The organism is Streptococcus infantis, from assembly GCF_047460825.1.
Classification (GTDB): Bacteria; Bacillota; Bacilli; order Lactobacillales; family Streptococcaceae; genus Streptococcus; species Streptococcus infantis_V.
The window spans coordinates 38,610-62,002 of record NZ_JASHFO010000010.1 but is presented as its reverse complement, the minus strand read 5'-3'; the positions used below and the strand labels follow the sequence as shown (position 1 = coordinate 62,002).

The window sequence follows — 23,393 nt, the reverse complement described above, 5'->3', positions numbered from 1 at the left end:
TTTCATTCCAAGAAAATTTTGGATGAACTTTGCGTCAAAGATAAACACTTTTTCTTACCTCTACCACCTTATTCACCAGATTTGAATCCCATTGAGCAAGCTTGGGCTGTCTTGAAAAAGAAAGTGACAGATTTATTAAGGGAAGTCCCAAATATCTTTGAATGTTTAGAGTGCTTTTTTAAAACTAAATGACTATACTATCAACAAGTGGAGTTGATAAGCTTAATTCAGCCCTTCCTAAAAAGAGAATGAGAGCTGACACTAGGAAAAATATGGCATTGATTCCCGCTACGAGCGAAAAGTTCTGTGTTGACACCCCTAATAGCCAAACTCCAAAAGCTTGGCCGCCAATAGCAGAAATATAGGTAATAAACTGGGAAAATGAGTAAGCCTCCATCAAATCTTGCTCTACTACCTTTTCTTTAACGAGAGGCATTCGCAAGCCACCCGCAAAATCACTAGCTACATCACTAATGACATTGATGAGACAAAGGGTCGAAAAGGCAAAGAAACTAGCTTGCTGAACAACTAGGGCTGCTAGAAAAAATAAAACCGCCTGAAATAAACCGACATAGGTCATCCATTTGACCTTGTCCTTGGTATAATCTGCCCGAATTCCCACAAAAACTGTAAAAAGAGTTGGAAGCATCATCACAACATTCGCCATGGCAACGGCAACAGAAGCCTCTGGCAAAGTTGAGGCATAGACCACAAACACTAAATTAAAAATGGAAGCTCCAAAAGCATTGAAAAATCGTGATAAGCTCAAAACTCTGTATGCTTGATTTCTTAGTAATAGTTTCATATAGATTCCTCTCTTTCTCACATACTACTTTTATGGTAGCTCTAGTATAGCATCAAGAATCTTATGAGAAGACGTTTTTGAATATATGCAACAGACTAAACTGATAACGAAAACGATAGAATTTGTCTAATGCTAATAAGTATCTTCACAGTCCTATCGTTTCAAGTTATTTTATCTAGTTGCAGATATTCAACACTCCATGGCACTTCTATAATAGTCAGCAGATCTGCTACAACCAATCATCTCAAAAATACGAATAGCATCCTCCATCTTTCTCTGCCCTTCCTCTACTCTTCCTTGCTTACTATCAAGCAAACCTTCTGCCCATAGGTAGACTATTCGAAAATAGGTTTCATTTTCTTCAAAGAAGTTCTTTTCAATTTGTTTTTTAAAATAGAGGGCATTGGTAAAATCATCAATTTCAATACAGGCCATAAAAGCATTGAGGAGCAAGGTATGCATCATATTTCGATTTTTCCCAACTCCTTGCAAGAAATCTGACTTCCCCAACATTTCTCGAGTGTACTTTGTAAAAAGCTGCACCGATAAAAGAGGAGAGCAGGAAGAAAAGAACAACAATTCATAGTGTCCCCAAATTTCGACAGAAAATAGATAATCATGTAGGACTCTTTCTTCCTCAGCGGTCAATGTAACCGTCTCATCAATGGCTTTCATATAGGATTTTATTAAAATAGCATTGAGAATGTGTTGCTGTCTATCTTTTGAAAAAGGAAGTTGTTGATATTCTCTCTGGTAAAGAGTGCGCAAGGATGTCAAATCTTGAGGGTCAATAGCCTCAACTATTCTGTTTCTAAATTCAGAATAGGCATCCTGATGAAAACCTCTCGCCAAAAATAACAATTCTTCCATACTCGCATGAATATTCTCCAAAGCTGTGATTAACTTTGGAGCAGATATTTCACTCTGACCATTTTCAAAACGCGACAATAAGGATGCTGAAAAGCGTCCACCTGTTGCTTTTCTCAAGGAAATTTTTCTTGATTCTCGTAACTCTTTAAAAACTTTTCCTAAATTCTTCATCCTCTTACCACTCGTCTTTTATTTTTTCCTATTTTACCACATTTCCTAATAAATACTAGTTCCAAACTAGCATTTACAATCTGGGCCAAGCATGGTACAATGAAAAACATCAGATATACGAAGGAGAATTTATGAAAAAGAATATCTTGACGACCCTTGTAGCTGCCCTTGTCTACTTTCTCTACATCGGAGTAGGGGTTCTACTAGGAAACCTTGTCGACCACACTGGAAATATGTTTTATGCCCCTGCCTTTTCTGCTCTTGTGGGTGGTAGCGTCTATATGATCCTTTTAGCAAAGGTTCCTCGTTTTGGAGCGATTACTTCGATTGGGCTCGTTATCTCTCTCTTTTTCCTCGGAAGCAAGCATGGTGCTGGTGCCTTTCTTCCAGGAATCATCTGCGGTCTTGCAGCAGATGGCATTGCTCATCTTGGCCACTACAAAGATAAGGTCAAGAACCTTCTTTCCTTCCTAGTTTTTGCTTTTGGTACTACTGGTCCCATCCTACTCATGTGGTTGACACCTCAAGCTTACATAGCAACCCTAGTTGCTCGTGGAAAATCTCAGGACTATATTGATCGCATCATGGTCGCGCCTAACCCTGGTACTATCCTTCTCTTTGTAGCAAGCGTCCTTATCGGTGCTCTACTCGGTGCCTTGATCGGACAAAAACTTAGTAAGAAATTCGCAGACAAAATGTGATAGAAAAAGAGCCACACGGCTCTCAGTAGGTAGACAAACCCTTTCGGTAATTTTACTACATCTTGAAAACTCTTAGAAATGCTGAAACATACCATTTTTAAGAGTTTTTTTATTTTCTCTAGTAAAAGAAAAAGATTGAAGAAAATTGTCCAAAATTGACTTTTTCTTCAATCTGAGAGCTAGCTGGCTCTTTTTTTATTTATGACTTAATTTCTTGGTCAAAAAGTCTCCCAAGAACTGAATTGTAAAGATAATCAGGATAATGATGAGAGTCGCAAGGACTGTTACATCATGATTGAAACGGTTAAATCCATAGGCGATAGCTACGTTACCGATACCACCTGCTCCGACCGCTCCCGCCATAGCTGTTTCACCGACTAGTGAGATCAAGGTCACCGTTGTCACACGGATCAAGTCTGGTAGACCTTCTGATAGGTAAACACCTACGATGTCCCAGAAAGTAGCTCCGCTAGCTTGAGCTGCCTCGATGACACCACCATCTAGCTCAGCCAATACCACCTGTACCTGACGAGCAAAGAAGGCAAAGACTGCAAAAGATAGGGGTACAATAGCCGCATTTGGTCCGATACTTGTCCCTACGATTAGATGAGAGAAGGGTGACAAGACAGCCAAGAGAATGATGAATGGCACCGCACGGAAGATAGAGGTAATCTTGTCCAAAATCCAGAAAACAACTTTATTTTCCAAGACACCACCTGGAGCTGTCAAGACAAGGAAAAGCCCTGCAACCAGCCCTAGGAAACCTCCGATGAGGAAGGAAAGAACCGTCATATAAAGGGTCAAGTAGATTGCTGTTCCCCAGCCAGCCTGACCAGACCAACCCATCTTATAGACGTTTGGTAAGTATGCTTTAATCAATTCTGCCATCTTACTGTCCTCCCTTCAATACTTTTAGTTGCACACCAGCCTGACGGATAGCATCTTGAGCGCTTATCAAGGCTTCTTTTTCTCCTGACAAGACAACCACAAGTTCACCTACAGGAGTACCATCCAAAATTTCAATGTTTCCATAGAGAATATTGGCTGTTACTTGGTAGTGCTTGTACAATTCATTCAAAAGCGGCTCATCTGTAGAAGCGCCTGCATACTTGAGTTGTACCAAAATGCTGTTTTCAGATAAGTGCTCTACAATTTCTTGTTTCTCAATCTTGACCATTGCTTCATCAATACCTGTCGCAGTTGAGATAAAGTCCTGAGTCAATGGTTGCTTAGGATCTGAGAAGATTTCAAGAACGCTACCTTCTTCAATCAATCTACCATCCTGCATCACTGCTACACGGTTAGCAATATCTTTGACAATCTGCATCTCATGTGTAATCAAGACAATGGTCAAACCTAGTTTACGGTTCAGTTCTTGCAAGAGCGACAAGATTTGTTTCGTTGTCTTTGGATCAAGAGCTGAAGTTGACTCGTCTGAAATCAAGATTTTTGGATCATTAGCTAAGGCACGCGCAATAGCCACACGTTGTTTTTGACCTCCAGATAGTTGTGAAGGATAGTTTTCGGCACGGTCAGCCAAGCCCACCAAGTCGAGCAATTTAGCTACTTTAGCCTTCTTTTCTTCCTTGCTGAGGCCAGAGTGTTTGAGGGCAAAGGCTACATTTTCCTCTGCTGTTTTCTGGCTCATCAGGTTAAAGTGTTGGAAAATCATCCCAATATCTTGACGTTTATGTCGTAATTGCTCAGCAGTTAAGGTAACCTTGCCATCAAAAATCACATCATTATCTACAGTAATTCGACCTGCAGATGGTTTTTGCAAGAGGTTAATAACACGAACTAGGGTTGATTTCCCTGCCCCAGAATATCCAACGATTCCGTAGATATCCCCTTCTTGGATGTGAATAGTCACATCCTTGACCGCTGTGATGGTTCTTTTCTTTTGGTGAAAAGTCACATCGATCTGATCTAACTTGATAATATCTCTACTCATAGCTTCTAATCAGCTCCTCTACTAATTCAATATGGGTGTAATAATCTGCGATTCGCACATTTTCATCTCCACCATGGTCTCGGCTATTAGCATTTCCTAGACCAAAGGCAACCATAGGTACTTCTAAGGCATCAAAGACCGTATGCATAGGTCCTGTCCCAGCTGTAGTCGGCAAGACAGATACGCCCTGTGGATAGAATTTCTTGGCTAACTCAATAACATTGAGAATAGATGGTGCACTCATATCGCTTCGATAACTCATCTCACCCAAGGTATAGTATAATTCTACCTTATCAAAGCCGTTTTTGTCTAGTTGTTTCCGGATTTTCTCCAAAACATCATGTGGGTCCAAGCCAGGAACCAAACGAACTTCTAGCTTGGCACTAGCCTCTGCTGGTAGAATCGTTTTAACTCCTTGCCCCTGATAACCAGACTGAATCCCTTCGATATTGAGTGCTGGTTCAAAGAAGAAACGCTTTAGAAAGGCTGTACGTTCCTCTTGTAAAAGTGGCAATTCCAAGCCATAAATCTGGCTGATTTCCTCTGGATTGCGTTGGGCATAGGTTTCAACCAAGGCTAACTCTCGTTCGTTAGGCTCTTGGACCTCATCGTACAAGCCCTCAACTAAAATACGTCCATCTGCAGCTCGCAAACTAGTCAAGGCTTGAATCAGATACCATGGAGCTGACTCTACAATGCCGCCATAGCTAGAGTGGATATCCACATCGGCACTCTTGACCTTAGCATCAAAGGTTACAATTCCCTTGTTCCCACCAGAGATTTCTAGCTGTTCCAAGGCATTTTTGGTCCCTTGTTCCCAGACCAATAAATCTGCACCACGAAGCTTGGTCGCATGTTTTTCTAGATATTTGTCCAAGTCCATAGAGGCAGATTCTTCTGCACCTTCCATGATGAAACTGATATTGACTGGTAGATCATCATGATGCTGCATGTATTTTCTAAGAGCACTCAAGCGGGCAGTGATATGTCCCTTGTCATCATCAACCCCGCGTCCATACATGATGCCATCACGGACAGAAAGCGTAAATGGATCCTCTGTCCAGACTTGGTCGCCATCCGCAGGTACTGTGTCATAGTGGTTGTAGAAAATGATAGTCTTGGCATTTGGGCGTGAACTTTTAAAATGCGCCATGACAAAGGGTGCCGTATAACTCTCATCAATCTCGACCTCTGCACCTACACACTTGAAGATCTCGCCTAGATAACGAGCCACTTCTTTCAAGCCGACTTGTTGGGCAAAGACTGATTTTTTAGAAATCAAGGTCCGCAAAACTTCAAAGTAATGTTGCGCCACATGATCCTTTTCAAACTTTTCAATTTGTTCTTCTTGGCTAGGGAAAACCATTTTCTCTCTACCTTTCTACTAGGACTTGTACCTTTGGAATCAATACAAGTGGATGTTCCTTTTCTTTAGTCTCTATATAAAAGCAAGAGGTGGAAAAAATCTCTCCCACCTCCCTGTGTTTATTACCAAACTGGTTGATCCAAGCCGTCTGAAGTTTCTTCGATGACTTTTTTCACTTCGTCAGTGTGGTAAGCAGCGATAATTTTCTTGATTGCATCAGCTTTAGGTGATGATTCCCAATCTTTTTTCGCAACGATGATGTTGTACCATTGTTTTGAGTTTTCGTCAGCTTGCTCTTTAAAGAGTGCTTTCTTGTAGTCCAATTTTGCTTCTGTAACAAAAGTGTTGTTTACAACTGCTGCATCAACTGAAGTCAATGAACGAGCTGTTTGGCTAGCGTCCAACTCAGTGATTTTCAAGTTCTTTGGATTTTCTTTGATGTTTGCGATTGTAGCAAGTTCAGTTCCTGAAACATCCAATTTAATCAAACCTGCTGATTGAAGAAGGTAAAGGGCACGGCTTTCATTAGTAGCATCGTTTGGAATAGCAATTTCACCGTTGTTTGGGATTTCTTCCACTTTAGTGTACTTGTTTTCTTCCCCGTTTTTACCTGAGTAAAGGCGGATTGGTGAGATATAAGTATCTGCAATCGCTACAAGGTCTTTACCGTTTTCTTTGTTCCAGTTGTTCAAGAAGTTGTAGTGTTGGAAAGCGTTCAAGTCTACTTCACCATCAGCAGTTGCTTTATTTGGTTGTGAGTAGTCTGTAAACTCTGTGAATTCCAATTTAATTCCGTCTTTTTCAACCAATTCTTGGACTTTGTCCCAGCGTGCTTCTTCTGAACCGCTACGGTTAACAGTCGCAATTTTAACTGTAGTTGTGTTGTCTGCTTTCTTGTCTGAATTTCCGCAAGCTGCAAGTGCAAGGCCTGCTACTGTAGCGATAGCTGCTACGCCTAACCATTTTTTAATTTTCATGATTCGTTCTCCTTTAAAAATAATACTGTAATAGTATCTCACACTTTATTTGATTTCGCAAATTGTTATTAGATAGGCAGACATATAGTTTGAAACTATATGCCTAAAAGTTATAAAATCATCCACCTACGAGAGAATGGATGATTTACAAACTTATTTAATATCAGCTTCTGCTGGCAGATAAGAACCGCCAAAGAACTGTTGAGATAGCTTTTCAAGGGTTCCATCTTTATATAATTCTTGGATGCGTTTGTCCACAAATGCCTTCAACTCATCTTGACCTTTGGCAAGAAGTGGGTATACGTAAGGTTGTTGGTCGCTTGGAAGTTCGATAACTTTCAAGTTATCCAAACCTTGGTCCTTGATGACTGTTTCAACACCGATTTTATCAAAAATCTTGTAGTCAAATCGGCCATCACTCAAACGTACCATGATTTGTTGGAAGTCCCCTTTAACGTAGTTAAGGATAGTTGGGTTATCTGAGTGTTGTTTGTTGTAGTCTTCTAGCTGTTTAGCAGATGTTGTTCCTTGAACAACTTCAGTAGATTTTCCACCGATATCATCAAACGATTTGATGCTAGAGTCATCTTTTTTCACTACAAGAACGTTAGGGTTTTTAGCAGTTGGAGCTGCATAAAGGTATTTTTCAGCACGTTCTTTAGTGTAGCTGATGTTGCTAACAGCCATTTGGTAACGATCAGCATCAAGTCCTGCAAAAACACCTGACCACTCTGTCTTCTCAAACTTGACAGTATACTTGTCAGAATCTTTAAAGATAGCGCGAACCACTTCAATCTCGTAACCAGTCAATTCGCCATTTTCTTCATAGTTGAATGGTTTTGGTGTAGCATTGGTTACAACGATAATTTCTTTTTTACTAGATGTTGCTTCACCAGATGCAGCATCTTTCTTTTCACCGCCTGAGCAAGCTGCCAATACACCCGCGGCAACAAGTCCTAGGGCAGCAAGTGATGAATATTTAACGATTTTTTTCATGATATTTCCTCCAAAATAGAATACAATCTTATCTTAACAGAAAAAAAGGAATTACGCTATTATATGATTTCTATATTTGTGATAGGTTTTCTTTATGGCTGATTAAAAGACCAAACGTAGGACTGCTATCAAGACTACTCCAAAGAGAACAGTCCCAACCAGGTTGCGGTAACGAAAGGCTACAAAAGCTGTTGGAAAGACTGCTAAAAAGTCTAACCACTTTATCTGTGGAAGGCTTCCAACTTTTCCTGTCACCACACTTGAAAGAATCAAGGCAAAGATAATAGAAACTGGTAGAAATTTCAAAAAGCGCTCTACGATAGGCGGCAAACCCTTGTACTTGGCTAGGATAAAAGGAATCATTCTTGGAATCCAAGTCACCAAGCCAGAAAAGACAATTGCTAATAAAATATACTTACTGACCATCCAAGACCACCCCCATGGTACAACCTAGCAAGGTCGCAAACAGAACAGCTAATGACTGAGACACCACCGTCAAGAGCAAAAAGAAAGATACAGCTACAACTGCTAAAATTATGAAGAGATTGCGCAAAGGAATCCGTTTTTGCATAATCTGAAACTGGGAAGTAAAAATCCCAATAAACATCCCCACTAGGGCAAAATCTAAGCCAAAAATTTCTGGATTTGGTAGAAGTCCACCTAGAGCAGTTCCGACAACAGTTCCGAAAAACCAAGCTACATAGCTGTTAAGGTTGTTCCCGTGCATCCACATGGGGTTAACCTTATCCGTATGCACCAACTCGCCCATCAAAACGCCATAGGTCTCATCGGTCAAAAGGCTGGACATGCCGATATTGTGCCAAAGACTGGTATGGCGAAAATAGGTCGACGCATGCAAACTCAGCAAGAAGAGACGCAGATTAATCAAAAAGACCGTCATGGCAATGGCTGCCACAGGCGCTTGAACTGCTATCAAGGCTATCATGGCAAACTGAGCACTCCCAGCATAGACAAAGAGACTCATCAAACCCATTTCTAGTGGTGTCACATAGGGAGAACCGATAATGCCACAGGCAAGACCGATGCTAACATAGCCCAGAGCTGTCGGCACCGCAGCCTGCACACCCTCCCAAAATCCTTTTTCTTTCATAGACTTCCTCACTAATCATTCCTTCAGCAACTGCTTTCCAAACAGTCACAGCAAACATCATTATAACATATTCGTAAAATAGAAAAAAGTTTAGAGTTTTAAGCTAGTAAAAAGTACTCATCCAGGATACATGCGAAATTGATCCACTCGAATAGGATATTTGTCAACTTCAGGTTTTTCAACATATTCATTTTCTATCGGGTAAACATCAACCCAGAGTTCTTCTCTCTGCCCTTTCAACTTAACCTTAAATCGATAACCAACATCATCACCTGCCAAGGCATCAACTTTCAAGGATTGAAAGTTTGGTAGAGCTTCGATTTCTGCTTTTATGTCTTGAGTCATGTGATAAAATATTTCTTTCTGTTGAACTTTAGAAGGCATCGGAAAATAAATCGTCGCTTCTTGTAAACGATGCGATTTTGAAAAAGCGAAGGTTGCTCGACCGCTATAATTCTTCCAATTAACCTTGTCATAATTATAAAAAAGGCGACCTGTTTTATAGAGATAAGGGTCTTCTGCATGCCAAGTATCTCGATAGCCAGTTGCTGTTTCTTCTACTACTTCATTTGATTCTCTATTGATTTTTAAAAATTAAATTCTTGAATTTTAAATCCACAAGGTATTGCGTAAAATTCACCTTCAGACATTAGCATTAAAGAAAAAGACTGGAAACCAGTCTCATGATACAACTTATAAACTATTTTAGATTTAATACCCAAACACCAATAAACTAACAATAAGCAAGAAGGTATTCCATGAAGCATGTAAAGCTATGGTCCAATAAATAGAGCGTGTACAGCGAAACATCATGCAAAATATCAAGCCCATTACAAAGTAGAGTATGAAATCTGTCGTTATCCAACCATGCTGTAAAACATGCATAGCGCCAAATATGCCAGCAGAAACAAGAACATCAATATAGTAGTTTTTAAATTTAGACAAGCTTGTCATCAAAAAACCACGACACACTATTTCTTCTGCTATAGGTGCGATAAGGCTACCGTAAAGTACACGCGTAATAAAATAGCTAATTCCTGTCAAACTGGTGGCTACTTCCACTACCGTACTTCCATTTTGCGTACGAGGAAAGATACGAGTTGCTAGATTTGCCCACACGAATAATAAGAAAAAAGAAAGAAAGAAAACACCTAGGTAAGACCAACGAAATTGGAAACGACCACACTCTTTCCAATGTTCACTTTTGACAAGAATAATAGTTGCAACAACTCCCAGCACAAGCATCAACAAGACCTGCAAAACATAGTAGATCTCATCAGACAAAGCTACAGTAAAATCTAAGTCTAGTATGCCATTAAAAATGAGGTAATAAGTCAAAAGCAACAAGCCAGTTGCTAGATGAAATTTCATTTCTTTCATTTTCTTCATTAAATTACTTCCTATATTATTTTATCGACAGCGTCTAGACCGCTCACCTATTGGAGCTACAGCCCAAGCAAAAGCACCACGATTAGGACTCCATTCCTTGATTTAAGATTTTGAAAATCCTCTAAAATAACAAAGGAAGTATATGCACGATACCGTTATAGACTATATGCAGTCCAATAGGCCAATAAATAGACTTTGTTACTCTAAACAAGACCGCAAATATGATACCGCCACCCATATATACGAAAAAGTCTGTCAAGACCCAACCATAATCACTAATATGCAGAATTCCAAATAAAGCAGCAGAACCAAATACGTCCAATCCCCATTTTTTCCCTTTTTCCAAGGCGGTCATCACCAATCCACGATAAATCATCTCTTCAAAAATGGGACCTGCAATCACAGGATAGAAAAAATACATCAAAAATGCCGTAGCGCCTGTAAAAGTTGGAGCAGCGAGTTGGTAAGCAAGTCCATTTTGGGTAGGTGGGAATAGGAAAAATTTGATGACATTCCAAATAAATAAAGCGAGAAAAGCTAAAAAGGAATAAAAAAGATAGAACCCTTTAAATTTTCTACTATTGATTTGTTGCCATTTTCCTGACCAAATCATGGCAACAAGAGCAAGCAAAACCACAAAAAAGTTCAACATCATATCCGAAAAGTAATAGCTAAAATCAGATAAAGAAACAGCAAAGTCGCTGTGTAAAACTAGACCACTGAAGTACTGGTAAGCAATGACAATTAGAAGTGCTACAAAAAAGTAGTAGCGTGAGATGATCTTTTTCATTCTATTTTCTCCTATACTATGGAATGAAGACAGTATAACACGAAAAATTCCATATTTTAAAAAATCGCATATTTGACATTTTTTCTGATAGGAATTTCACATTTGCGATTTCTAACTAATCGATAAGTGCTTTGTATTGCTGTAAGCGTAGTTCAAAAAGAGCTGTTAATTGTGGATTTTCTAATATTTGCAGAGATTGGATAAAGTGTTCAATCTCTTTTTGATTGCTTCCCTTGGTTTGAAGGAAAACACTCATTTTCTTTAAAAACTGCCACAATAATTTCTCAAAAACATCGTACGGGCGAAGTATGCTCTCCAACTCGGACTCAAAGATTGGAATGTAGGAGAAAAGTTTGCGCTCCATGAGCTCTGAGATGATATTGAGATAACCACCTTTCAAATACAATCGATTGTGCACTAACTCTTTAAATTCCTTGGATTTTTCAAGTAAAGAGGTGGATAAAAAGATGAAATCTTGATTGCTCAAAAAAGCATGGTATTGCAAAAGATATAGAGTTCAAACCAGGTCCAAGACTCGATAGCATAGAGATAGGTGGTTAAAAACTCACTATCCTCCTCTGCTAGCGGGTAACTTTTATCCAGTGAATGGATAGCATTTTTAATCACAATGGCATTCAAACGACGATAGATCAGCGCCATCTGTTCTTGTTCGACTTCCTCCAACAATTGCTCTAAACCAGCTATATCTTGATGGGCAAAGCGATCCACAACCCTTCTACCAAATCGCATGTGTGGAGATTCTTGGTAGTTGTTGAGCTTGTGCCCAAACTCATCGAAGGTCACATTTATCCCTTGGATCGCTAGGATCAACTTATCCGCAGACAGCATGGACTGCCCTAGTTCGAACTTGGATAACTGAGAGGCTGTTAGTCCAGCACAAGCCACATCTGACTGCTTGAGCTTTCTCGCCAGGCGCAATTCCTTGTAAAATTCTCCTAATTCCTGTTTTTCAATCATTGCCAAACTCCCCTTTTAATATTCCCTTTACTATTCTATTCGTAAAAACTTTTACTTTTTTAACATATTATAAAATATTTTAGCAAAAAAGCCAGCTTCAAGCTGACTTTTCATTCTATAGTATCAAAAGCGAGGCTAGGTTTGGCATTTAACTCCAAGCCTGCAAAGTTTTCTTTGTTCCACTCGCTGACGCTTGCGTAGGCAATCATGCCTGCATTGTCTCCGCAAAGTCGCAGAGGTGGAATGATAACTTTGACATCGGTAATTTCGGCTGCTAGACGTTCTCTAAGACCTTTATTTGCAGCTACACCACCAGCTACAACGAGGGTTTTAACAGGGTATTTCTCTAAGGCTTTTTTAGTTTTTGCCATGAGAATATCCATGACTGAAGCTTGGAAGGAGGCTGACAGGTCTTCCTTGGATAAGCTTTCTCCCTTTTGCTCGGCATTGTGGTGAAGATTGATAAAGGCAGATTTCAAACCTGAGAATGAAAACTCCAGATTGTCTTCTTTAATCATAGCACGCGGGAAATCATAAATATCCTGCCCCTTATGAGCTAGCTCATCAATCTCCCGACCTGCTGGATAGGTCAAACCCATGACACGGCCAACCTTATCATAGGCCTCACCAACCGCATCATCTCGGGTTTCACCAACAATCTTGTAATCACCAGCCTCAGAAACATAGACCAACTCTGTGTGTCCACCACTAACCAATAGAGCTAGCAAGGGGAATTCCAAGGGCTCCACACTTTGAGCCGCCATGAGGTGCCCAGCCATGTGGTTAACGGGGATAAGCGGAAGTCCATGTGCCCAAGCAAAGGCCTTGGCAGCTGACAAACCAACTAGCAAGGCTCCGACCAAGCCTGGTCCATAAGTAACCGCAACAGCTGTTACATCTTCTTCTGTAATCCCTGCTTCTGCCAGCGCCTCCTCGATACAGGCTGTAATGACCTCGACATGGTGACGACTGGCTACTTCTGGCACTACGCCCCCAAAACGTTTGTGACTCTCAATTTGACTAGCAATGACATTGGACAAGAGCTCGTCGTCGTTTTTCAGTACGGCGACACTGGTCTCATCGCAAGATGTCTCAAATGCTAAAATATATCTATCCTTCATCTATTTCTCTCTTCATGATAATGGCGTCCTCGACTGGATCATGGTAATAGGCCTTTCGCTCAGCGATGACTGCCATTCTTTCTTTCTTATAAAATGCCTGTGCTCGTTGATTTGACTTTCTGACTTCGAGGAAAATCTCCTTATCTGTCGGTAATAGATCAAATAAGTCTGACGCAATTCCCTGACCTTGATAGGCTTTTTTGACAGCGATTTGCAAGACTTCTGCCTCAAAGTTATTTTCCTGAACAGCTAGAAATCCAATCACTTCTGCCCCGTCATATGCCAGAGCATACCAAGTCTGGTCTTGGGACAGGTCTGCTTGGATTTGTTTCAAAGTCCAAGGACTGACTGGATAAACATCTGCCATAACAGCATAGATGGATTGAGCCAAGTCAGGTTGCTGTTGGATTCGTTTGATTTCTATCATAGGCGTTTAATGTAGGACTCGCCAGACTCAGTGTGATTCTTGAGCCAGTTTTCCTCAGCTTCAACTCGTTTGAGGTAATTTGGCACAAAGTCGTGCAAGGAGTCTGCTTCCTTGTCCCAGGCCCAAAGAGCAAGATTAGCTGCATTTGGCAAGGTTTCCTGATAGTTAGCCTGTGGTAGTTGTTCTTGAATCTGCTCCACAAAGGCTCCCACTTCACCAACAAAAGTGACTTGTTCAGTATCTTTGACTTGCTCCAAAACTTCTGCAAAGGACAGATGTGCCTCTGGAAAGACAGGTTGAGCATTTTCATAAAATCCTGCATAAACATTGTTGCGACGCGCATCCATCAAAGGAACAACCAAACCTTCCTGCTGGCTTGGTACCAGAGCTAAAAGGCTGGACATGCCCACTAACTCAATGTTCAGGGTATGAGCCAAGGTCTTGGCAGTTGCTACCGCGATTCGCAAACCTGTGTAGCTACCTGGCCCCTCTGCTACAACGATTCGATCCAAATCTTTAGGCGTCAAATCTAGACTAGCCATCAAAAAATCAATGGCTGGCATAAGGGTAATACTGTGATTTTTTTTGATATTGATTGTCGTCTCGGCAAGAAGCTGCTTGTCCTCTAAAATAGCAAGAGAAAGAGCCTTGCTGGACGTATCAAAAGCTAATACTTTCATAACACATTCCTATCTTTTTGTCTGTTTACTATTATACTACAAAAGAAGGCGCATGGGAATTTTCTTTGTTTTGAAACAAAAATCATGGTGAAAAGAAATTTTCAAAAACATTGCAACTTTTTACCTTCATTTCCGAATATAAAAGTGAACAAGAAAAAAGGAGGAATGTTCAATGACAAATTTCGAAAATATTGACAATCAATTTGTATCGCTATCTGAAAATGAATTATCAGATATTGATGGTGGTCTAGCTCCCTTGGTTGTCTTTGGAGTAGCAGTATCTTGGAAAGCTATTGCTGGCGGAACAGCACTTGTAGGCTCTGGCTTAGCAGCTGGTTATTTTTTAGGAGGTTAGTATGAGTAAAGATTTAGACAAATATCGTGAAATTTCTAATAAAGAATTGCAAGAAATCAAGGGTGGTTTTGGTGTCGGTGTTGGTATAGCTTTATTTATGGCAGCTTACACCATTGGAAAAGATCTCCGTAAAAAGTTTGGATAAGTCATGCTAGATAAAAGACACATTTTTAGAAGGATGAATTTTATTTTCTTCATCTCTTACAGTTTGATCAGTATTCTCAACGATTTAAACATTACAACTATACCATTGCCAATTGATTTATCTGTTTGTATTGTTTTATTTTTATGCTTCAACTCTATTTTTGAACAGAACAATCACAACTGTAAAAATAGGGATAGGGCCTGAAAATATAACCTTTGTTTGAGGGAAAATTGGACACCGAATTTGAAAAATCCACCCTATCTTAATAGTTGGGATGGATTTTTTGTGTAGCTGAGTTCGCTATTTTTTTATAACCTATTTTAAAGATAGGCATTCGTTCAATCAGCAGATATAAATAAACAACTGAAGCTAAGCATTCAAACCAAAGTAAAATACAAGCCAGACCACATAGGTCACAAGAAGGAGGAAAATAGAATACAGTGTTACAAAGAGAATTTTCCAGTGTAAAGCTGTTTTTCTATGTTCCAGCCGAACAAATAGTAGATTGCCACCGTAAACACAAGCAACAAAAACAGCAAATATCAAGAGACGAATCGCGATAGCTAGTTGAAACATAGAGAGCCTCCTTTCTCCAATTCTAAAGGCAAATATTTCAAAATCATCATCTAACGAAAAGGAGCAAATAGCCTCAAAAGGAGCCCAAGCAGTTGTAGCAATATGCAGAATTTCCATCCAAATAGGTGAAACACAAAATCAAGCATAGCTAGTCCTCCTTAATCAAGAAAAACCTCTTTTCTAACTTTATTATAGCACTTGCATCGGATGTCTTCAAATACTTATACAAGGTATAATGAAACCCATTTCAAGCTCCTTACTTTCATGTTTCCTGCTTTTACTAATTCCCCTTTTTATGTTATAATTGAGATAATTGTAACGAATCAAGGTCAATAAAGACAAAAAATGAACTGGAATCAAACCAGCTTCAAACTGAGCATTTTTGAATATAGCTGACCTGAAAGCAGAAAGGAAACATATGATTTACAAAGTTTTTTATCAAGAAACAAAAGAACGCAGCCCACGTCGCGAAACAACACGCTCACTATACTTAGACATCGATGCTAGTTCAGAACTTGAAGGACGTATCGCTGCTCGCCAACTTGTCGAAGAAAATCGTCCAGAATATAATATCGAGTATATCGAACTCTTGTCTGACAAATTGCTAGACTACGAAAAAGAAACTGGCGCATTCGAAATTACGGAGTTCTAATATGGCCTACACTCTTAAACCAGAAGAAGTCGGCGTTTTTGCCATTGGTGGTCTAGGAGAAATCGGAAAAAACACATATGGTATCGAATATCAAGACGAAATTATCATCGTTGATGCAGGGATTAAATTTCCTGAGGATGACCTACTTGGTATCGACTACGTTATCCCTGATTACTCTTATATTGTAGAAAATATCGACCGCGTCAAGGCTCTCTTGATTACACACGGACACGAGGACCATATCGGAGGGATTCCTTTCTTGCTCAAGCAAGCAAACATCCCTATCTATGCCGGTCCACTGGCCCTTGCCTTAATCCGTGGAAAACTCGAAGAGCATGGACTTTTGCGCAATGCTACACTTCACGAAATCAACCACAACACGGAGTTGACCTTTAAAAACCTTAAAGCAACTTTCTTTAGAACAACCCACTCGATTCCAGAGCCTTTGGGAATCGTCATCCATACACCTCAAGGGAAAATCGTTTGTACGGGAGACTTCAAGTTTGACTTTACACCAGTTGGTGAACCTGCAGACTTGCACCGTATGGCAGCCCTAGGTGAAGATGGAGTGCTTTGCTTACTCTCTGACTCGACCAATGCTGAAGTGCCAACCTTTACAAACTCTGAAAAGGTTGTCGGCCAGTCCATCATGAAGATCATCCAAGGTATTGAGGGACGTATCATCTTTGCATCCTTTGCCTCAAATATCTTCCGTCTCCAGCAAGCAACGGAAGCTGCTGTTAAAACCGGGCGTAAGATCGCAGTCTTTGGGCGCTCTATGGAAAAGGCCATTGTTAACGGGATTGAACTTGGTTACATCAAAGCTCCTAAAGGAACCTTCATCGAGCCAAATGAAATCAAAGATTACCCTGCAGGCGAGGTTCTCATTCTCTGTACAGGTAGTCAGGGTGAGCCGATGGCAGCCCTCTCTCGTATCGCCAACGGAACCCACCGTCAGGTGCAACTCCAACCAGGTGATACGGTTATCTTCTCTTCTAGCCCAATCCCTGGAAACACGACTAGCGTCAACAAGCTGATTAACATCATTTCTGAAGCTGGTGTCGAAGTTATCCACGGTAAAGTGAACAATATCCATACATCTGGACACGGTGGTCAGCAAGAGCAAAAACTCATGCTCCGCTTGATTAAGCCAAAATACTTCATGCCTGTCCACGGTGAATACCGCATGCAAAAAGTCCACGCTGGACTAGCGGTGGATACTGGTGTTGAGAAGGACAATATCTTTATCATGAGCAATGGTGATGTCCTTGCCCTCACTGCAAATTCTGCTCGTATCGCAGGTCATTTTAATGCTCAAGATATCTACGTCGATGGTAATCGTATCGGTGAAATCGGTGCAGCTGTGCTTAAAGATCGTCGCGATCTATCTGAAGATGGTGTTGTACTGGCTGTCGCAACCGTTGACTTCAAGTCTCAGATGATTCTATCTGGACCAGATATTCTCAGTCGTGGATTTGTCTACATGAGAGAGTCTGGTGACTTGATTCGCCAAAGCCAACGTATCCTTTTCAATGCTATTCGTATCGCTTTGAAAAACAAAGATGCCAGCGTCCAGTCTGTCAATGGCGCTATCGTAAACGCCATTCGACCATTCCTTTACGAAAATACTGAACGTGAACCAATCATCATTCCAATGATTCTCACACCAGATGAAGAATAAGAAAAAATTCTCTGAAGTCATAAGACTTCAGAGAATTTTTGTTATTTCACAACAAGTTCGTAACGAGTTTTGCTGGTGAAAGTTTCACCTGCTTTGAGAATGACTTGGTCTTTAAGGTCACTATGAATAGCATCTGGTAAAGCTTGTGCTTCAAGAGCAATTCCATTGTGCTGAATCATTGGCTGACCAGCGATGATGACACTCTCATCCACAAAGTTTGCTGTGTAGACCACAAAGCAAGGAGCCTCTGTCTTGAAGAGCAAGAAGCGACCTGAACCTTGGTCATAGAGGAATCCAGCATTGTCATGTCCTGCAGGAAGAGCAAATGGATGGTCCAAACCAGATACGAGTTGGATTTGCTCATCTTCTTCTGCAAAGATATCCTTCAACAAGGCACCATTGTAGATATGTTTGACCACATCACGGTTAGCATCTGGGGTTTTAGCTGGAACACCATCAGGAGCAATTGGATAAATACCCTCTGTATTCAGTTGGAAAACATGGCGGTCAACTGTCTGAGTGAAATCACCTGACAAGTTAAAGTAGCTATGATTGGTTGGATTAACCAAGGTATCCTGGTCCGTCGTCACCTTATAGCTAACTTCGTAGGCACCACTTTCTTCCAAGTTGTAGCTAATCCAGATCTTAAGATTTCCAGGGAAACCTCCAGTCCCGTCTGCTCTTTCTGTGTAAAGAGTCAAACCATGATCATTCACTTCGACTAGCTCAAACAAGCTAGAATCCCAACCAGTTGAGCCACTGTGGTTACAGTTGCTAGCATTATTAACTTCGAGTTCATAGGTCTTCCCATTGAGTTCAAATGTTGCACCTGCGATACGACCTGCAACTGGACCTACACTTGCTCCATGTTTAGGGCTATTGCCCACATAGCTTTCAAAATCATCAAAACCAAGAATAACATTGGCAAAATTGCCAGCCTTATCTGGAGTTACATAGCGTAGAATTGTGGCTCCATAAGTCATGATTTCCAGTTGATAACCTGCCTCCGTTTCAAAACGGTAAGCGAGGACATCCTTGCCATCAACTTTCCCAAATACACGTTCTGTGTATGCTTTCATCCTTCTCTCCTTTTTCTATTTCAATTAAGTAAACAAACCATAGAAAGCGCATTCACGTTCTATGGTTTTATTGTATGATTTACAGACACCTTTGTCAAGAAACCATAAATATTTTCTTAACAAAAGTAATTCCTTCTATTTCTATCCTATGCTTCTACACGTTCAGTCCATGAAGTAGCTGTTGTTTGAAGAACCTTATTAAGTTCATCGATGTTTTCAAAACCAGTTGTACGAAGCCATTCGCGAGCTGCTGCTTCACCATCTTTGATGTAAGCTTCAACTGATCCAGCCCATGTAGCACGTCCACAAAGAACACCGTTGAAGTTTGCACCTGATTCGTGGGCAAATACAAGAGTTTCTTGGAAGAGTTTAGCGGATACACCTGCACTCAAGTAGATGTAAGGAAGGTTAGTAGCTTCGTCTTGGGCTTTGAAGAATGCTGCTGCTTCTTCACGTGTATGAACGATTTCTCCATCGCCAAAACCTTCAACGTATTTCACGTTAACTGGAACTTCTACTTTCAAGACATCGATGTTAAAGCGTGGATCTGAGAAGACTTTCATAGCGCCAATAACCTTATGTGGTTTCACTTTAGCATATTCTGCAGAACCAGCGTCAGCAATTTTTTCATCGTAGGCAAGGATTTCAAGGAAGAATGGAATGTCTTCAGCTACACACTCAGAACCAATACGTTCAATGTAGGCTTGTTTTTGTTGGTTGAGTTCGTCAGAGCTATCTACATCGTAGTAAAGCAAGAACTTAACAGCATCTGCACCTTGTTCTTTGATACGTTTTGCAGACCAAACATCCAAGCAGTCTGGCAAACGTTTTGTGCTTGTTGTGTCGTATCCAGTTTTCTCATAAGCTAGGAGAAGACCAGCTTTTGGATCAAGAGCTTTTGTAGCTGGAAGTCCGTATTCTGGGTCAAGAAGCATTGATGAAGCGTATTTAGTCAATTCATCCGCTACCAAGACTTTAAGTTCTTCCATTTGAGCTACTGTTGGCTCTTCTGTTTGGTATTGAGCCATGAGACGTTTCAAAGCACCACGTTGGTCAAAAGCAAGAGCTGAGATGATACCATTCTCATCAGAGAGTTTTTCCAAACATGCACGTTTATTTGGGCTTAATGTTAATTTACTCATAGATTCTTCCTTATTTTTCAAATTCGTGAATAATGACACCTTGAACAACACGGTTAACTGTACCTGTAGGTGATGGTGTATCTGGTCTGTTACCAACTTTAAGTGAAGTCAAGAGAGCAAATAACTGACCGTAAACGATATAAGGGAAGACACGGTAAACATCATTCAAAACCCCACCGCAGCCAAGTGCTACTTCCTTAACATTTTCAAGTCCAAAGGCTTGATCGCTCAAGAGAACAACGCGACGAGCAATTTTGTCACCTGCAACTTCACGAACCAAATCCAAGTCATACTTACGAGTATAGTCTGTTGTAGTACCAAAGACCAAAACAACTGTATCTTCATTGATAAGAGATTTTGGACCATGACGGAAGCCAACTGGACTTTCATACATAGTCGCAACCTGACCAGCAGTCAATTCCAAAATTTTAAGCTGGGCTTCGTGAGCAAGTCCGAAGAATGGGCCTGCACCTAGGTAAATCACTCGGTTAAAGTCTAGGTCTACCAACTCTTTGACATCTGCTACATTATCAAGGACTTTACGAGCTAAACTAGATAGCACTTCAAAACGTTCAGCTTTAACTGCAAATTCTGTTGGATCAAATACCAAAAGTGCTGTCAACATCATTGAAGTGAAGCTTGAAGTCATAGCAAAGCCAGCATCGTTAGAAGCAGCTGGTTGTAGCAACAAGAGGTTGCGGTCATCACCATGCGCTTGGAGAGCCAATTTCCCTTCAGCCGCACAAGTGATGGTCACTTGATAAAGTTCATCAACCAAGGCCTTAGCCAAGTCAACTGTTGCCACACTCTCAGGTGAGTTCCCGCTACGCGCGAATGATACCAAAACAGTCGCCACATCTTTTTTCAAATAAGTTTGTGGGTTTGCTACGATATCAGTTGTCGCAATAGCATTGAAATTCCATTTACGTTCGTCATAGACTTCCTTGAAGTATGGAACTAAGGTGTCACCTACATAAGCAGAAGTTCCAGCACCAGTTAGGATTACTTTGATATAGTCATGCTTATCTGCAATTCCTTGCAAAAAGGCTGCAATTTCGTCACGGCGGGCTTGATAGGATTCAAAAGCCTCTTTCCAAACATCTGGTTGTTGGTAAATTTCACGTGTGGTGATCTCTGCTCCCAACTCAAGCAAATCTTCTTTTGTATAATCTAGCATTGAGTTCCTCTAATCTATTATTATATTGTTTTTTATCTAAAATATGGGAATGGGAGTAAGCCCCATTCCCATTTATATTCTATGAAATATGTTCTAACAGTAATTCTGTTATTACACCTTATTCATCTTCATCGTCATCGTCGAAGCCAGCCAATAAATCATTAACTTTGACAATGCTTTCTGAAGCACGACTCTTATAATCTGCATCAGCGCCGGTTAGGCTCGCATTGATAAACTCGATTACCATTGGAAGATTCATTCCTGCATAAAGTTCGATGTCACGACCTTCCATAATCAGACGGCTCACCACGTTACATGGTGTTCCACCAAGGAGGTCAGCAAAGACTAGGAAATCATCTAAACCTTCGACAGCAGCTTCAAATTTTGCAGTGAAATCTTCTGGCCCATCTTCTGGAAGAAGAGCAACTGCATGAATATTTTCTTGTGGACCCATAATCATTTCTGTGCTACCTTTAAGTTCTTCACAAAAACGTCCATGACTCACTAAAATTAATGATTTAGTCATAAATTATGCGCCCATTCCAAGTGCAAATTTACCAAAGGCAGAAAGAGCCAAGGCAAGCACGATAATGATACCGATAGCTTTTGTAGAGTTCATACCTTTCTTACCAAGCAACCAGAAGATAAAGGCAGTGAAGATTGCTGGAAGCAAGCGTGGGAAGATTGAGTTCAAGATGTCTTGGAAGTCAATCATCTTTTCACCGATTGGCAATTTGTATGAAATTTCAAAGTTGATCATTGTTGCTACAAGAGCACCCATCATGAACACACCAAGTACAGATGCAGCTTCAATCAAAGCTGTCAAAGTGCTTTGCATGTTGTTGATAAGGTTAACCCCTTCTTTGTAGGCAAATTCCAACTGTTTCCAACGGAAGATGTCATACGCTACTGCAACTGCGATCCAAAGGAAGATACCCCAAGGTTGACCAGCGATAGCCATTGTTGCAGCGATAGATCCCATGATAGCAGGTACAAGTGAACCAAAGATAGTATCTCCAAGAGGAGCGAATGGTCCCATCAAACCAGTCTTGATACCGTTAACCGCATCTTTTGAGCCAACGCCATCTTTTTCTTCCATGGCAAGGTCAAAACCAGCGATGATTGTGTGGAAGAATGGTGAAGTGTTGAAGAATTGAGTATGAACTTTCATCATTTCTTTCAACTCAGGAGTTCCATCTCCATACATTTTACGCAATTGTGGCAAGATCATGTAAAGGTAACCTGATGCTTGCATACGTTCGTAGTTCCATCCCAATTGGAAAGTGAACAAGCTACGTTTGTTAATTTGATTAAAATCTTCTTTTGTTAATTTGTAATTAGAATTCGTCATCTTCAATTTCCCCACTTTCTGATGGTGTAGAAGGTGCTGCTACAGCAACTTTTTGGCTGTTCTTGAAGTGAACAACTGCAAGGAAGATACCCACGATAGAGATACCGATCATAGACAAACCTTTGAAGTTGTTGGCAAAGCCAATTTTTTCAGCAACGTCAGCAGGAAGAGTGCCAATGATACCAGCAACTGCTCCACCAAGACCTGTTACGTATGAGTAAAGTACAGTCAACATAGCTGTCAAACCGAATCCCATAGCAAGGTAGTGAAGGTTACGTTTAACTGGAAGGTAACGAAGCAAGATAGCGAATCCAAGACCTGGAAGCATACGACCTGCAAGAGTCAAACCGTCTGCAACCCATTGGTATTCTTTAACAAGGTTTACAACACCTTGTACGAATTCTCCACCGAAAGCAAGGGCGAAGAATACTGGAAGGGCACGAGAAAGAGCCCAAGGAAGCGCACCAAGAAGGTAGTTGCGTTCGATTCCTTTGTAGTCAAAGCGTTCGATCGCAGCATCAATACGGTGTGCGAAGAATGTAGTAGTCATACGACCAAGTACGTCGAAGTAAGTCAAAAGTGCCGCTACTGGTACAGCGATTGTAGTGATCGCAAGGTCAGTTTCGATACCTTGTGAAACTGAGAAAGCAGTCGCAAGAACCGCACCAGAAGTTGCGTCGATACGAGAAGCACCACCGAAGGTACCTACCCCAAGTACGAACAACTGCAAGCTACCACCGATAAACAAACCAGTTGTCAAATCTCCCATGATCAAACCAGTAATGAAACCAGCGAATACAGGGGAACCTGCAGAAGAAACGATCGTCAACTCATCACAGATTTGATAAGCTGAGTACAGAGTGAGAAGTAAAATTTGCCACCATTGTATCATAACAATGACC

27 protein-coding genes and 2 pseudogenes are annotated in these 23,393 nt (G+C 40.8%); 6 read left to right on the top strand and 23 right to left on the bottom strand.

Annotated features, from left to right (window positions below):
* The coding region (locus tag QM911_RS04585) for a transposase (protein WP_414313258.1) at positions 1–192 on the top strand (192 nt) is incomplete at its 5' end.
* A gap of 7 nt (positions 193–199) precedes the next feature.
* Here the strand turns inward: QM911_RS04585 and QM911_RS04580 are convergent.
* A pseudogene (locus QM911_RS04580) lies at positions 200–805 on the bottom strand (transporter); the annotation flags it as partial.
* A 189-nt stretch (positions 806–994) separates the two neighbouring features.
* The gene (locus QM911_RS04575) at positions 995–1,846 is read right to left on the bottom strand and encodes an Rgg/GadR/MutR family transcriptional regulator (protein WP_414313257.1); all 852 of its coding nucleotides are present in this window, start codon (positions 1,844–1,846) and stop codon (positions 995–997) included.
* Between the two features lie 131 nt (positions 1,847–1,977).
* On the opposite strand from QM911_RS04575, the gene QM911_RS04570 reads away from it, so the two are divergent.
* Positions 1,978–2,547, top strand: coding sequence for an MptD family putative ECF transporter S component (locus QM911_RS04570; protein ID WP_414313256.1), 570 nt, complete (start codon positions 1,978–1,980; stop codon positions 2,545–2,547).
* A 195-nt stretch (positions 2,548–2,742) separates the two neighbouring features.
* Here QM911_RS04570 and QM911_RS04565 read toward each other — a convergent pair whose 3' ends face one another.
* The 14 genes and pseudogenes from QM911_RS04565 to tsaB all read right to left on the bottom strand — a co-directional run bounded on the left by QM911_RS04565 (position 2,743) and on the right by tsaB (position 14,333).
* On the bottom strand, positions 2,743–3,435 hold the full coding sequence (locus QM911_RS04565) for a methionine ABC transporter permease (protein WP_000818851.1): 693 nt from the start codon (positions 3,433–3,435) through the stop codon (positions 2,743–2,745).
* 1 nt (position 3,436) lies between these two features.
* On the bottom strand, positions 3,437–4,498 hold the full coding sequence (locus QM911_RS04560; RefSeq protein ID WP_061863705.1) for a methionine ABC transporter ATP-binding protein: 1,062 nt from the start codon (positions 4,496–4,498) through the stop codon (positions 3,437–3,439).
* Positions 4,491–5,864, bottom strand: a complete 1,374-nt coding sequence (locus QM911_RS04555) for a M20 family metallopeptidase (protein WP_414313255.1) — start codon at positions 5,862–5,864, stop codon at positions 4,491–4,493. Before QM911_RS04555 ends, QM911_RS04560 begins: the two co-directional genes overlap by 8 nt.
* Before the next feature lie 122 nt (positions 5,865–5,986).
* A complete protein-coding gene (locus QM911_RS04550) occupies positions 5,987–6,841 on the bottom strand; it encodes a MetQ/NlpA family ABC transporter substrate-binding protein (RefSeq protein WP_000694516.1) in 855 nt (284 codons plus the stop codon).
* 153 nt (positions 6,842–6,994) lie between these two features.
* Entirely contained in the window at positions 6,995–7,837 is an 843-nt protein-coding gene (locus QM911_RS04545; protein ID WP_084921146.1) for an amino acid ABC transporter substrate-binding protein, read from the bottom strand.
* Between the two features lie 102 nt (positions 7,838–7,939).
* Complete coding sequence (locus QM911_RS04540; protein ID WP_045762538.1) at positions 7,940–8,263, bottom strand: AzlD domain-containing protein; 324 nt, start codon at positions 8,261–8,263, stop codon at positions 7,940–7,942.
* Positions 8,253–8,948: an AzlC family ABC transporter permease gene (locus tag QM911_RS04535; protein ID WP_301393873.1), complete on the bottom strand. Its 696-nt coding sequence runs from the start codon at positions 8,946–8,948 to the stop codon at positions 8,253–8,255. Before QM911_RS04535 ends, QM911_RS04540 begins: the two co-directional genes overlap by 11 nt.
* Before the next feature lie 117 nt (positions 8,949–9,065).
* Positions 9,066–9,293 (bottom strand): hypothetical protein, encoded by a 228-nt coding sequence (locus QM911_RS04530; protein ID WP_414313254.1) that lies wholly within the window; start codon positions 9,291–9,293, stop codon positions 9,066–9,068.
* A gap of 366 nt (positions 9,294–9,659) precedes the next feature.
* Positions 9,660–10,337, bottom strand: a complete 678-nt coding sequence (locus tag QM911_RS04525) for a lysostaphin resistance A-like protein (RefSeq protein ID WP_414313253.1) — start codon at positions 10,335–10,337, stop codon at positions 9,660–9,662.
* Positions 10,338–10,458: 121 nt separating this feature from the next.
* Positions 10,459–11,127 (bottom strand): lysostaphin resistance A-like protein, encoded by a 669-nt coding sequence (locus QM911_RS04520; RefSeq protein WP_414313252.1) that lies wholly within the window; start codon positions 11,125–11,127, stop codon positions 10,459–10,461.
* 115 nt (positions 11,128–11,242) lie between these two features.
* Positions 11,243–12,105 (bottom strand): annotated as a pseudogene (locus QM911_RS04515) (helix-turn-helix domain-containing protein).
* 110 nt (positions 12,106–12,215) lie between these two features.
* A complete protein-coding gene (gene tsaD, locus QM911_RS04510) occupies positions 12,216–13,226 on the bottom strand; it encodes a tRNA (adenosine(37)-N6)-threonylcarbamoyltransferase complex transferase subunit TsaD (RefSeq protein WP_414313251.1) in 1,011 nt (336 codons plus the stop codon).
* Positions 13,216–13,653, bottom strand: a complete 438-nt coding sequence (rimI, locus tag QM911_RS04505; RefSeq protein ID WP_320692665.1) for a ribosomal protein S18-alanine N-acetyltransferase — start codon at positions 13,651–13,653, stop codon at positions 13,216–13,218. The genes tsaD and rimI overlap by 11 nt, the downstream gene beginning before the upstream one ends.
* Entirely contained in the window at positions 13,650–14,333 is a 684-nt protein-coding gene (tsaB, locus tag QM911_RS04500; RefSeq protein WP_320692666.1) for a tRNA (adenosine(37)-N6)-threonylcarbamoyltransferase complex dimerization subunit type 1 TsaB, read from the bottom strand. Before tsaB ends, rimI begins: the two co-directional genes overlap by 4 nt.
* 172 nt (positions 14,334–14,505) lie before the next feature.
* Here tsaB and cibA point away from each other — a divergent pair, with 172 nt between their 5' ends.
* Both cibA and cibB read left to right on the top strand, forming a co-directional pair.
* Positions 14,506–14,688 (top strand): fratricide two-peptide bacteriocin subunit CibA, encoded by a 183-nt coding sequence (cibA, locus tag QM911_RS04495; protein WP_045762528.1) that lies wholly within the window; start codon positions 14,506–14,508, stop codon positions 14,686–14,688.
* Position 14,689: 1 nt separating this feature from the next.
* Positions 14,690–14,833, top strand: a complete 144-nt coding sequence (gene cibB, locus QM911_RS04490; protein WP_320692667.1) for a fratricide two-peptide bacteriocin subunit CibB — start codon at positions 14,690–14,692, stop codon at positions 14,831–14,833.
* Positions 14,834–15,202: 369 nt separating this feature from the next.
* On the opposite strand, the gene QM911_RS04485 is transcribed toward cibB, so the two are convergent.
* Positions 15,203–15,409 (bottom strand): hypothetical protein, encoded by a 207-nt coding sequence (locus tag QM911_RS04485; protein WP_320692668.1) that lies wholly within the window; start codon positions 15,407–15,409, stop codon positions 15,203–15,205.
* Positions 15,410–15,827: 418 nt separating this feature from the next.
* Here QM911_RS04485 and QM911_RS04480 point away from each other — a divergent pair, with 418 nt between their 5' ends.
* A complete protein-coding gene (locus QM911_RS04480) occupies positions 15,828–16,061 on the top strand; it encodes a DNA-dependent RNA polymerase subunit epsilon (RefSeq protein WP_000639587.1) in 234 nt (77 codons plus the stop codon).
* Between the two features lies 1 nt (position 16,062).
* Positions 16,063–17,742, top strand: coding sequence for a ribonuclease J1 (gene rnjA, locus QM911_RS04475; protein ID WP_311522443.1), 1,680 nt, complete (start codon positions 16,063–16,065; stop codon positions 17,740–17,742).
* Positions 17,743–17,783: 41 nt separating this feature from the next.
* Here rnjA and QM911_RS04470 read toward each other — a convergent pair whose 3' ends face one another.
* The 6 genes from QM911_RS04470 to QM911_RS04445 form a co-directional block, all read right to left on the bottom strand.
* The gene (locus QM911_RS04470; protein WP_414258235.1) at positions 17,784–18,821 is read right to left on the bottom strand and encodes an aldose epimerase family protein; all 1,038 of its coding nucleotides are present in this window, start codon (positions 18,819–18,821) and stop codon (positions 17,784–17,786) included.
* Between the two features lie 146 nt (positions 18,822–18,967).
* Entirely contained in the window at positions 18,968–19,963 is a 996-nt protein-coding gene (gene lacD / locus QM911_RS04465) for a tagatose-bisphosphate aldolase (RefSeq protein ID WP_414258234.1), read from the bottom strand.
* A 10-nt stretch (positions 19,964–19,973) separates the two neighbouring features.
* Positions 19,974–21,140, bottom strand: a complete 1,167-nt coding sequence (locus QM911_RS04460) for an SIS domain-containing protein (RefSeq protein WP_414313250.1) — start codon at positions 21,138–21,140, stop codon at positions 19,974–19,976.
* Between the two features lie 118 nt (positions 21,141–21,258).
* Positions 21,259–21,666 (bottom strand): PTS sugar transporter subunit IIA, encoded by a 408-nt coding sequence (locus tag QM911_RS04455; protein ID WP_414267455.1) that lies wholly within the window; start codon positions 21,664–21,666, stop codon positions 21,259–21,261.
* Between the two features lie 3 nt (positions 21,667–21,669).
* Positions 21,670–22,491, bottom strand: coding sequence for a PTS system mannose/fructose/sorbose family transporter subunit IID (locus QM911_RS04450; RefSeq protein ID WP_000185293.1), 822 nt, complete (start codon positions 22,489–22,491; stop codon positions 21,670–21,672).
* A complete protein-coding gene (locus QM911_RS04445) occupies positions 22,478–23,383 on the bottom strand; it encodes a PTS mannose/fructose/sorbose/N-acetylgalactosamine transporter subunit IIC (protein WP_414313249.1) in 906 nt (301 codons plus the stop codon). The genes QM911_RS04450 and QM911_RS04445 overlap by 14 nt, the downstream gene beginning before the upstream one ends.
* Between the last annotated feature and the right edge of the window lie 10 nt (positions 23,384–23,393).